Source organism: Pseudomonas oryziphila (assembly GCF_003940825.1).
GTDB classification, from domain to species: domain Bacteria; phylum Pseudomonadota; class Gammaproteobacteria; order Pseudomonadales; family Pseudomonadaceae; genus Aquipseudomonas; species Aquipseudomonas sichuanensis.
Window position 1 is genome coordinate 4432052 of record NZ_CP034338.1, and the last position, 11673, is coordinate 4443724.

The window sequence follows — 11673 nt, forward strand, 5'->3', positions numbered from 1 at the left end:
GTAATGCTGTTACGCCAATGGAACATCGCGCCCCGAGCAACATCGGGGTTCGCCTGCATTGCACTGATGGTTGCCTTACTTGGCATGTTCTCCCTTGCCAAGATGGACGACATCCGTGACTCGGCCACGGCCATGGAAGAAAACTGGGTGCCCAGCATCCGCACCGTGGACACCATTCGCGAAAACATGCTGCGGGTACGAACCATCTCGTTGCGCGTTGCTCTCGACCCGAACCCGGCCAACGTCGACACCTATGTCAGCCAGTACGAAGCCCGCAACAAGGTCCTGATGCAGAACATCAAGGACTACGAGGCGTTCGTCGACACCCCTGAAGAATCCCGCATCTACCAGCAGTTCCAGCGCGACTTCGCGACTTACCAGAAAGGCATGGCCGACTCCTTCTCGCTGGCCCGGCGCGGCGACATCGTCGCCCTGCACAAACTGGTGCTGGTCGACATGAAGCCGGTCGTCGACGGCACCGGCGCGCAATTGGCCGAGCTGGGCGAACTTTATGCCAAGAGCATCGAACGCGAGGGTAACCAGGCGGCCGAGCGTTATGACCAGTCCCGAGCCATCGTCATCGGCGTGATCCTGCTGGCCGCACTGTTCACAGTCACCCTGGCCTGGCTGCTCACTCGCAGCATCGTGCAGCCGCTCAAGGATGCGGTACTGGCAGCCAAGCAAGTGGCCGAGGGCAACCTGAGCAATGCCATCGCCGCCAGCGGCAACGACGAAGTCAGCCAGTTGCAGCACTCACTGGCACAGATGCGCGACCGCCTGCGCGACACCCTGGGCGAGATATCCGGCTCCTCCACGCAACTGGCGGCGGCGTCCGAAGAGCTGCACGCGGTCACCGAGGAAGCCGGACGCGGCATCACTCGCCAGCACGACGAAATCGAGCAGGCCGCCACCGCCGTCAACGAAATGAGCACAGCGGTCGAAGAAGTGGCGCGCAATGCCGTGTCCACCTCCGAAGCCTCGCGACAATCGACCCAGTCGGCGCAGCAGGGCCAGGCCCGGGTGTCGCAGACCATCGAGGCGATCAGCGACCTGGCCGAAGAAGTGGCAGCCTCCGCTGCGCTGGTGGGGCAACTGGCCGAACAGTCCCAGAAAGTGGGCACGGTGTTGGATGTGATCCGCGCCATCGCCGAGCAGACCAACCTGCTGGCGCTCAACGCGGCCATCGAGGCCGCCCGTGCCGGTGAGTCGGGCCGCGGCTTCGCCGTGGTAGCTGACGAGGTGCGCGCGCTGGCCCATCGCACCCAGAACTCGACCCAGGAGATCGAGCAGATGGTATCGCTGATGCGCAGCGGCGCCAGCCAGGCACTGACCGCCATGCAGACCAGCAGCACCCGCGCCCGCGATACTCGCGAACTGGCCCAGAGCGCTGGCCACGCGTTACAGGAGATCACCTCGGGGATCAGCGAGATGTACGAGCGCAACCTGGTGATCGCCAGTGCCGCCGAAGAGCAGGCACAGGTGGCCCGAGAGGTGGACCGCAACCTCACCAACATCCGCGACCTGTCGGTGCAGAGCGCCACGGGTGCGCAGCAGACCAATGCCTCGAGCCAGGAGCTGTCGCGCCTGGCAAGCGGGCTCAATGGGTTGGTCAAGCGCTTTACCCTTTGAGGGCCCATGGGGCTGCTTTGCAGCCCTTTCGCGACACAAGGCCGCTCCTGCAGGGGATCGCGTGTACCTGTAGGAGCGGCCTTGTGCCGCGAAAGGGCCGCAAAGCGGCCCTGACAATCTCAAGCCTTGCGATAAGGCAGCGCTGCCTTCGCCTGCTCGGCATACCCCAGCACCCCGGCCCGCTCCTGCAACAGGAAATCCTCCACCGCCCGTCGCAACCCCGGGTGCAGCAGGTAGTGCCACGAACGGGTAATCACCGGCTCGAACCCTCGAATCAGCTTGTGCTCACCCTGTGCCCCGGCATCGAAACGCTGCAGCCCTTCGGCAATGGCAAAGTCCATGCCCTGGTAGAAACAGGTCTCGAAATGCAGGCGGTCGAACTCGTCCAGGCAGCCCCAGTAACGGCCGTAGAGGCTGTCGCCCCCCACCAGGCTCAAAGCCATGGCCACCTCGCGACCATTCTGCCGGGCAATCACCACCCGGATCGCCTCAGGCATGCGCGCGGCAATCAGGCTGAAAAAATCGCGGGTCAGGTAGGGTGAACGGCGGCGCACGGTGTAGGTGTTGGCGTAGCACAAGTAGACGAAGTCCCACTGCGCCTCGCTCAGTTGGTCGCCCCGGTACCACTCGAACTCGATGCCATGCGCCGTCACCTGCTCGCGCTCCTTGCGCATCTGCTTGCGCTTGCGCGAGCTGAGCGTGTCGAGGAAGTCCTGGAAGTCGCGGTAACCCCGGTTGCGCCAGTGGAATTGGCAGCCCAGGCGCTCCATCCAGCCCGGCAGGCCAACCACCATCTCGTCCAAGGCACTGTCGGTGAAGTTGATATGCGCCCCGGACAACCCACCCTTGCCCAGGTATTCCGGCAGTGCCTGCAACATCAGCAGGGCGTCGCCGGGCTCGGTACTCAACAGGCGCGGCCCGCTGACCGGGCTGAACGGCACAGCGCCGAGCAGCTTGGGGTAGTAGGCGATGCCGGCACGTTCGCAGGCGTCGGCCCAACCATGGTCGAACACGTACTCGCCGAACGAATGCCACTTGCGGTAGGCCGGCAGCAACGCCCGCACCTCACCGTCGCGCTCCAGCACCAGGTGTTCGGCGGCCCAGCCGTTGTCAGGCGCGACACTGCCGCTGTCTTCCATGGCACTGAGAAAGGCGTGGCACAGGAAGGGTTGGCCAGCGGGCACCAGTGCATCCCAGGTGGTCGCCGGCAGGTCGCGCAGGTGGGCAAGGCTGTGAAGGCTGATCACGATTGGGACTCGTTGAATTGAAGTGGGCAGTATTGCCAATGCAGCCGCGACACTCAATTGAACTGCCGTTCACTTAACAGCAGTGCCACCAATTGGACATTATTCTGTCATTCCCCCCCGCAATACTGGCGCCTGTTTTTCGGAAGCCAAGAACCTGTCTAGCCAGGGCTTTTCCGAAGGCATGCCAACTCGGGGGCGGCCGCATGAGCCTCCCCACTTTATTCAACAGGGAGAACCTTATGCGTCTTGTTTCTACACTTACTGGAGTGAGCCTCACCGGCATGATGCTGGCTCTGAGTACTCCAGCCAGTGCTGCTGTCGACGCCAAGCTGCTCGAAATGCTCCGCGCCAATGGTTCGATCAACCAGGCGCAGTACAACGAACTGCAGGGCGACCTGGCAAAAGAAACCAAGGAAAAGGCCGACCAGAAAGCTCAGTCCGAACGTATGAGCTCCTTTGAACAAAAAGTGGCATGGGCCGCCAAGACCCAGATCAAGGGTGATGTGCGCCTGCGTTACGAAGACGTCAACGTCGACAACCCGATCGCCCGCAGTGGCAACCAGGACCGTGAGCGCGTCCGTGCCCGGGTCGGCTTCTACAGCGAGATCAACCCGCAGGTCGACGCCGGCGTGCGTGTGGCCACCGGCAGCAGCGCCGATGCCCGCTCGACCAACCAGAGCCTGGACAACTACTTCGAGAAGAAATCGCTGTGGGTCGACCTGGCCTACCTCGACTGGCACCCCACCGCGGTGCCGAACCTGCACCTGATCGGCGGCAAGATGATGCAGCCTTGGGTCAGCATGGGCGACATCATCTGGGACAGCGACATCAACCCCGAAGGCCTGGCCGTCACCTACAAGACCAACCTGGGCCCTGCCGAAGTGTTCGGCAGCCTCGGTCACTACAACCTGAAGGACAACGTCGACGGCGACGGCGTGCAGTTCAAGCACGACGCACAGCTGTACCACGGCCAGTTGGGCACCAAGTTCAACGCCGCCGACACCCTCAAGGTCACCGTGGGCGGCAGCATCTACGGCTACGACAACGACAAGGAATCGGCGGCACTGCGCTCGCTGGGCAACACCACCAACGAGTTCAACCTGGTGGAAGGTTTCGGTCAGCTGGACTTCACCGGCTTCGCCATCCCGCTGTCGGCCTACGGCCAGTTCGTCAAGAACACCGAAAGCACCGACGGCAAGGACAAGGCCTGGCTGGCTGGTCTGAAAACCAAAGTGGGTGCCTGGAGCCTGGACTACAACTACCGCGACGTGCAGCGTAACGCCGTGGTCAGCCTGTTCACCGACTCCGACTTCGGCAACGGCTTCACCGGTTCGCGTGGCCACAAGTTCAAGGTTGGCTACGAGATCGACAAGAACTTCGCCCTCGGCGCGGCCTACATGATGGCCAAGACCGACTACTCCAACCTGCCGAACAGCGATGCTGACGTAGACACGCTGCAGGTGGACCTGGAAGCCAAGTTCTAAGCGACACGCTCCACTGCTTCGCACTCAGGCGGGAAATGCTGACCCCATCCAGCATTTCCTGCCTTTTTTTGCCTGCTGGAAATGTATCGGCCCTATCGCCGGCAAGCCGGCTCCCACAGGGGAAACATTTATCCTGTGGGAGCCGGCTTGCCGGCGATAGGGCCGATACAGGCGAACCCGCAGATCAGCGCTTGCGCAGAATCACGCTACCGATCGAATACCCCGCGCCAAACGAACTCAACACACCCAGCGAGCCCGCAGCCAGGTCATCCTGGTACAGATGGAAGGCGATCACCGAGCCCGCCGAACTGGTGTTGGCATAACGGTCCAGAATCACCGGCGCCTCTTGCTCGGCCACCTCACGCCCCAACAGCTTCTTGACGATCAGGTGGTTCATGCTCAGGTTGGCCTGGTGCAGCCAGAAGCGCTTGACGTCGTTGGGCTGCAGATCGTTCTCTTCAAGGTGCTGGCCGACGATCTCGGCCACCTTCGGGCACACCTCACGGAACACCTTGCGGCCTTCCTGGATGAACAGTTTGTCCGCGGCGCCCTCGCCCTCCTCTGCCGCACGGTTGAGGAAACCGAAGTTGTTGCGGATGTTGTTGGAGAACTCGGTCCACAGCTTGCTGCTGACGATGTCGAACTGGTGCTTCGAGGTGGCCTGGTCGGCACGCTCGATCAGCACGGCAGTGGCGGCGTCACCGAAGATGAAGTGGCTGTCACGGTCACGGAAGTTCAGGTGGCCGGTGCAGACCTCTGGGTTGACCATCAGCACCGCACGCGCCTGGCCCAGCTGCACGCTGTTGGCGGCGGTCTGGATGCCGAAGGTGGCCGAGGAACAGGCCACGTTCATGTCGAAGGCGAAGCCCTGGATGCCCAGCGCCTGCTGCACTTCGATGGCGATGGCCGGGTACGGGCGCTGCAGGTTGGAACAGGCGACGATCACGCCGTCGACATCGGCGGCAGTGCGACCGGCGCGCTCCAGTGCCTGGCGGGCGGCGGCCACGGCCATTTCGCAAAGCACCGAGGGTTCGTCGTTGCTGCGCTCAGCCAGGCGCGGCTTCATGCGCTGTGGGTCAAGGATGCCGGCCTTGTCCATCACGAAGCGGCTCTTGATGCCCGAGGCCTTCTCGATGAAGGCGGCATCGGACAGCGGCGCTGCCTCGATTTCGCCGCGCTCGATGGCTGCCGCGTTGTCCTGGTTGAACTGCTGCGACCAGGTGTTGAAGGATTCCACCAGTTCTTCGTTGGAAATGCTCTGGGCCGGGGTATACAGGCCGGTGCCGCTGATCACGACGTTGTGCACGGTCGTTCCTCTGGTCAAAGGCCATCGCCATGCGGCGCAGGCCGGGAAAAGGGCAACATAATGGCACCTTGGTACCAATTTACAGACGAGGGCTGCGCCCTCGTTAGCGGGTAAATCCACTCCCACAGCGACTGCTTTACCCTGTGGGAGCGGGTTTACCCGCGAACGGCCGCACAGCGGCCGCAAATTCCAGCAAGTTTGCCACAAGTTGCAACGGTTAGGCTTCCACCTGACTCCACTGCTTGCTCAGTCGCTTGTCGGAAACCGGCACTTTCGTTCCCAACTGCTGGGCGAACAACGACACCCGATACTCCTCCAGCAGCCAGCGGTACATCAGCAACTGCTCGTCACGCTTGCCCTCCTGGGCATGCTTGTCGGCACGGGCCTTGTACTGGGCCCAGCAATTGGCCAGTTCGCCACTCCACACCCGATCCTTCTGCACCTGCGACCCCAGCTTCTCCAGGCGCAGTTCCACCGCCTTGAGATAACGTGGCAGTTCCTTGAGCCAGACGCCCGGCGTCTCACGCACGAAGCCCGGGTAGACCAGGTTGGCCAGTTGCTGCTTGATGTCATTCAGCGCCACCGCCTGGCTCAGGTCAATCTTGCCCTTGAAGCGCTTCTGCAGGCCATGCCACAGCTTCAGCACGTCGAGGGTCAGGCGCGCCAGGCGCTCGGCATGCTCGGTCCAGCTGCCGCGCTTGCGCTCGGCCAGTGACGCCAGGCCGGCACCGTCGCGGGGCAAAGGGTCTTCGCCTTCGAGGATGCAACTGTCGAGGCTGGCCAGCAGGATGTCCTCGACCAACGCCTCGACCCGCCCCAGCTCGCGGTACAGCAAGCCCAGTTCAGTCAGCCCCGGCAGCTTGCCGCGCAGGAACTTGGCCGGCTCGGCCAACTGCTGCAGCAACAGGCGCTGCAGTGCGCGGCGGTGCTGGAACTCGGCTTCGGCCTGGGTGGAGAAACGCCCTTCGCGCACCGTGCCGTTGTCCTCGACCAACGCCGGGTAGACGGTCATCGACAGCCCGGCGATCTTCTGCTGGGCGGTCTGCGCCACCTGGGTGAAGGCCTTGGCCTGCACCGGCTGCTCGGCCTTCTCGTTGCGCGGCAGGGCCAGCGCCGCCTGGCTGGCGGCGGCGAAGCGCGCGGTCAGCTCGGCCAGGTCACGGCCCTCACCGAGGAACTTGCCTGCGGCGTCGACCACTTCGATGTTCATGCGCAGGTGGCCTTCCACCAGCCCGGCGGCTTCCGCCCAGGCTTCATCGGACACCCGTGCCCCCGTCATGCGCAGCAGTTCCTGCCCCAGCGCCTGCGGCAGGCCGCCCTGGCCGAAGGTCATGCGCGACAGCGCCGCCTTGACGAAGTCCGGCACCGGCACGAAGTTCTTGCGCAAGGCCTTGGGCAGGTTGCGCACCAGGGCAATGCACTTGGCCTCCAGCAGCCCCGGCACCAGCCATTCCAGGCGTTCGCCCGGCAGGCTCGGCAGCAGCGGCGCCGGCACCCGCACGGTGACACCATCGCGCGGGTGGTTGGGCTCGAAGTGATAGCTCAGCGACAGGCGCAGGTCGCCCACCTGCAGATGGTCCGGGTACTGCGCGGCGGTCACCTCGCTGGCCTCGCGGGCCAGCACATCTTCCTCGCGCATGATCAGCAGGTTGGCATCCTTCTGGCTGGTCATCCGGTACCAGGCGTCGAAGGTCGCGGTCTGGTGAATCTCTTGCGGCAGGCGCGCCTCGTAGAAGGCGTACAGCGTCTCTTCATCGGCAAGGATGTCGCGCCGGCGTGCCTTGGCTTCCAGCTCGTCGAGCTGCTCGAGCAGGCGTTTGTTGGCCGCCAGGCACTTGGCCCGCGACTGGATCTCGCCGCCGACCAGCCCCTCGCGGATGAACAGCTCCCGTGACGTGACCGGGTCGATCGGGCCGAAGTGCACCGGCCGGCGGCCGACCACGATCAGCCCGTACAGGGTGATCTGCTCGTAAGCCACCACCTGCCCGCGCTTCTTCTCCCAATGGGGCTCGAAGTGATTCTTCTTGATCAGGTGGGTGGCCAGCGGTTCGATCCAGTCCGGCTCGATCTTGGCCACCATGCGCGCATACAGCTTGGTGGTTTCCACCAGTTCGGCGGCCATCACCCATTGCGGGCGCTTGCGGCCGATGCCGGACGAGGGATGAATCCAGAAGCGGCGCTGACGCGCGCCCTGATAGTCGCCCTCTTCGGCCTTGTGGCCGATCTGGCTGAGCAGGCCGCTGAGGATCGCCTTGTGCATGCGCGGGTAATCGCACGGGTCTTTGTTCACCGTAAGCTGCAGGTCGCGGCAGATCAGCGCCAGTTGACGATGGGCATCGCGCCACTCGCGCAAACGCAGATAGTTGAGGAAGTTCTTCCGGCACCAGTTACGCAGCGGGTTGGCGGTCAGCGCCTGGCGCTGTTCCTCGAAACCGCGCCACAGGTTGACCAGGGCGGCGAAGTCGGAGTCGACGTCCTTCCACTGGGCATGGGCCTGGTCGGCCGCCTGCTGGCGCTCCGGCGGGCGCTCGCGCGGGTCCTGCACCGACAACGCACTGGCAACGATCAACACCTCTTGCAGGCTGCCCAGGCGTGCGCCTTCAAGCAGCATGCGGCCCAGCCGCGGGTCGATCGGCAAGCGCGCCAGTTGGCGGCCCAGCGGCGTGAGCTGGTTCTCGCGATTGACCGCCGACAGCTCCTGCAGCAGGTTGAAACCGTCGCTGATGGCCTTGCCATCCGGTGGCTCGATGAACGGGAACGCGTCGATGGCACCCAGGCGCAGGTGCAGCATCTGCAGGATCACCGCCGCCAAGTTGGTACGCAGGATCTCCGGGTCGGTGAACGCCGGCCGGCCGTTGAAGTCCTCTTCGCTGTACAGGCGGATGCAGATACCCGGCTCGACCCGGCCGCAGCGGCCTTTACGCTGGTTGGCGCTGGCCTGGGACACCGCCTCGATGGGCAGGCGCTGGACCTTGGCGCGGTAGCTGTAGCGGCTGATGCGCGCGGTGCCGCTGTCGATGACATAGCGGATGCCCGGCACCGTCAGCGAGGTTTCGGCGACGTTGGTCGCCAACACCACACGGCGGCCGCTGTGGGACTGGAAGATCCGCTGTTGCTCGGCCGGCGACAGGCGCGCATACAGCGGCAGGATCTCGGTATGGCGCAGTTGCGCCTTGCGCAGTATTTCGGCGGCATCGCGGATCTCGCGCTCGCCGGGCAGGAACACCAGCACATCACCCGGGCCCTTGCCCTGGCTGCGTTCGTGCTGGGCAATCTCATCGAGGGTGGCGAGGATCGCCTGGTCGACCGAGAGGTCGTCCTCGATCTGGTTGCCCTCCTCGTCCTGCTCGCTGGTCAACGGGCGATACCAGGTATCCACCGGGTACGTGCGCCCGGAAACCTCGATGATCGGCGCGCCGTCGAAGTGCTTGGAGAAGCGCTCCAGGTCGATGGTCGCCGAAGTGATGATCAGCTTCAGCTCCGGGCGACGGTGCAGCAGGGTCTTGAGGTAGCCCAGCAGGAAATCGATGTTCAGGCTGCGCTCGTGGGCCTCGTCGACGATGATCGTGTCGTAGCGCTCGAGGAAGCGATCGTGCTGGGTCTCGGCCAGCAGGATGCCGTCGGTCATCAGTTTGACCAAGGTGTTCGAATCGCTCTGGTCCTCGAAACGCACCTGGTAACCGACCAGCGCGCCCAGCGGCGTGCCGAGTTCTTCGGCGACCCGCGCCGCCACGCTGCGCGCGGCGATCCGCCGGGGCTGGGTGTGGGCGATCAGGCCATGGCTGCCGCGCCCCAGCTCCAGGCAGATCTTCGGCAACTGGGTGGTCTTGCCCGAACCGGTCTCGCCGGCGATCACCAGCACCTGGTGTTCGGCCAGGGCCTTCTTGATCTCGTCACGCTTGGCCGCAATCGGCAGGCTGTCGTCGTAACGGATGCTCGGCACGCTCTGCTGGCGCGCGGTGACCTGGGCAAAGGAGGCCTGGACCTTCTCCACCCACTGCGCAAGCTTGGCATCGTCTGGGCGCTTGCGCAGCTCATGCAGTTGCCGCCGCAGGCGATGGCGGTCGGCGATCATGGCGTGGTCGAGGTTGTTCAGCAGTTGGTCGATGGCGTGGTCTGTCATGGGGCTTTTTAATGATGCAGCGGGCGCTGCTTATTCATGATCGGCATTCGAAGGGGCGGGATTGTCGCAGATTTGCCGTTTTTTTGCTGTCTGCGCTGGCCCTTTCGCGGGTAAACCCGCTCCCACGGGGCCCTGTGGGAGCGGGTTTACCCGCGAAGAAGCCAGCACAAATGTTTAGCCGAACACGGAATGAACGTCGCCATTCACTGCTTTAATCAACCTTACGCACCATGTGAGTATCCAAGGCATGCTCCCCGACCCGCTCATCGCCCGCCCGCTGCCTCGCCCTTCGCTGCCGAAGGCCAGGGCCCGTGCCGGCGAGAATCCGCTGGTGCATGTCATCCTCGCCTTCTGGGCCCTGTGGCACTGCCGCCACGCGCGCCCACCAGACACCTCGCTCGCCACTCACTGACCCGTTGCGGCATCACGCCGACCTTTTCAGTACGACCGACCGAACCATTACGGCGGTCCTGTGCGCCCATGGGCGCGAGCGAATTCCACCATGCACTTTGCACCCGCAGAGCAAGCCAGACGCTTCCTGGCCGACAACCCCGATATCGACCTGATCGAACTGTTCATCCTCGACGCCAACGGCGTGCCACGCGGCAAGCTGCTGCACCGCGATGAACTGCTGGCGGTGTTCGAAACCGGCCGCCCGCTGCCAAGCACCATCCTCGGCCTTACCCTCAACGGCGACGACGTGGAAAACTCCGGCCTGGTCTGGGATGTCGGCGACATCGATTGCCGCGCCTACCCGCTGGAAGGCAGCCTGGTGCGCCTGCCCTGGCGCCGGGTGCCGACCGCGGCGGTGCAGGTCAGCATGCACCCCAGCGAAGGCCTGCCAGCCAGCATCGCCGACCCGCGCCACGTACTGCTGCGCACCATCGATGCGCTCAAGGCCGACGGTTACTACCCGGTGATGGCCTGCGAGCTGGAGTTCTACCTGCTCGACCAGAAGCCTGACGCCCAGGGCCGCCCGCAACCGGCGCTGGACAACGACGGCGGCCGACCGCGCACTACACAGGTCTATGGCCTGCGCGAACTGGAACAGATCGAACCCTTCCTCGCCGACCTCTATGCCGCCTGCAAGGCCCAGGGCATCCCGGCACGCACGGCAATCTCCGAATACGCCCCGGGCCAGGTCGAAATCACCCTGGAACATGGCGATGCGCTGGAGGCGATGGATCAGGCCGTGCGCTATAAACGCCTGGTCAAAGGCGTCGCCCACGCCCACGGCATGCAGGCCTGCTTCATGGCCAAGCCGTTCGCCCAGCTGGCGGGCACCGGCATGCACATGCACCTGAGCCTGGCCGATGCCAACGGCAACAACCTGTTCGCCAGCGAGGACAAGGCCGGCACCCCGCTGCTGCGCCAGGCAGTCGCCGGCATGCTGCGCCACCTGCGCGAATCGCTGCTGCTGTTCTGCCCCAACGCCAACTCGTACCGCCGCTTCCAGGCCAACAGCTATGCGCCGCTGGCGCCGACCTGGGGCGTCGACAACCGCACCGTCAGCCTGCGCGTGCCGGGCGGGCCGGCCAACAGCCGGCATGTGGAGCACCGCATCTGTGGCGCCGACGCCAACCCCTACCTGGCCGCCGCGGCGATTCTGGCCGCCAGCCACCAAGGCATTCGCGAGCAGCTCGACCCGGGCGCACCGGTGCAAGGCAACGGCTATGCCCAGGCCACCGAGCACCTGCCCACCGACTGGCTAACCACCCTCGATGCCCTCGAGCGTTCGGCGTGGGCCCGGGAAGCCTTCGGCGAGGCCTTCCTGGGTGTGTACCTGAAGGTCAAGCGCGCCGAATACCGCCAGTTCATGGCCGAAGTGGGCGAGCAGGACTGGCGCTGGTACCTGCACCAGGCCTGACAGACGAATTACAACAA

The 11673-nt window shown here is 64.6% G+C and carries 6 protein-coding genes and 1 pseudogene; 4 read left to right on the top strand and 3 right to left on the bottom strand.

Annotated elements, in window-relative coordinates; genetic code table 11:
• Positions 1 to 3 precede the first annotated feature (3 nt).
• Together EJA05_RS28855 and EJA05_RS28860 are read left to right on the top strand one after the other, a co-directional pair.
• Positions 4 to 774 (top strand): annotated as a pseudogene (locus EJA05_RS28855) (MCP four helix bundle domain-containing protein); the annotation flags it as partial.
• Positions 766 to 1629 carry a methyl-accepting chemotaxis protein gene (locus EJA05_RS28860; RefSeq protein WP_407692105.1) on the top strand — a complete coding sequence of 288 codons (864 nt, stop codon included), beginning with the start codon at positions 766 to 768 and terminating at the stop codon, positions 1627 to 1629. The pseudogene EJA05_RS28855 and the gene EJA05_RS28860, both read left to right, overlap by 9 nt.
• Before the next feature lie 119 nt (positions 1630 to 1748).
• Here the strand turns inward: EJA05_RS28860 and EJA05_RS20720 are convergent, their stop codons facing one another.
• A complete protein-coding gene (locus EJA05_RS20720; protein WP_125859595.1) occupies positions 1749 to 2876 on the bottom strand; it encodes a GNAT family N-acetyltransferase in 1128 nt (375 codons plus the stop codon).
• A 239-nt stretch (positions 2877 to 3115) separates the two neighbouring features.
• Between EJA05_RS20720 and EJA05_RS20725 the strand changes: the two genes are divergently transcribed.
• Complete coding sequence (locus EJA05_RS20725; protein WP_125465083.1) at positions 3116 to 4360, top strand: putative porin; 1245 nt, start codon at positions 3116 to 3118, stop codon at positions 4358 to 4360.
• Positions 4361 to 4544: 184 nt separating this feature from the next.
• Here EJA05_RS20725 and EJA05_RS20730 read toward each other — a convergent pair whose 3' ends face one another.
• Positions 4545 to 5666 carry a beta-ketoacyl-ACP synthase III gene (locus EJA05_RS20730; protein ID WP_125859596.1) on the bottom strand — a complete coding sequence of 374 codons (1122 nt, stop codon included), beginning with the start codon at positions 5664 to 5666 and terminating at the stop codon, positions 4545 to 4547.
• A gap of 217 nt (positions 5667 to 5883) precedes the next feature.
• Positions 5884 to 9789, bottom strand: coding sequence for an ATP-dependent RNA helicase HrpA (hrpA, locus tag EJA05_RS20735; protein ID WP_125859597.1), 3906 nt, complete (start codon positions 9787 to 9789; stop codon positions 5884 to 5886).
• A 502-nt stretch (positions 9790 to 10291) separates the two neighbouring features.
• Between hrpA and EJA05_RS20745 the strand changes: the two genes are divergently transcribed.
• Entirely contained in the window at positions 10292 to 11656 is a 1365-nt protein-coding gene (locus tag EJA05_RS20745) for a glutamine synthetase family protein (protein ID WP_125859599.1), read from the top strand.
• The last annotated feature ends 17 nt before the right edge of the window (positions 11657 to 11673 follow it).

Bases quoted from the DNA above. Each gene is read 5' to 3' on its own strand.
- EJA05_RS20725 (WP_125465083.1), top strand. From the start codon at position 3,116: ATGCGTCTTGTTTCTACACTTACTGGAGTGAGCCTCACCGGCATGATG.
- hrpA (WP_125859597.1), bottom strand. From the start codon at position 9,789: ATGACAGACCACGCCATCGACCAACTGCTGAACAACCTCGACCACGCC.
- EJA05_RS20745 (WP_125859599.1), top strand. From the start codon at position 10,292: ATGCACTTTGCACCCGCAGAGCAAGCCAGACGCTTCCTGGCCGACAAC.
- EJA05_RS28860 (WP_407692105.1), top strand. From the start codon at position 766: ATGCGCGACCGCCTGCGCGACACCCTGGGCGAGATATCCGGCTCCTCC.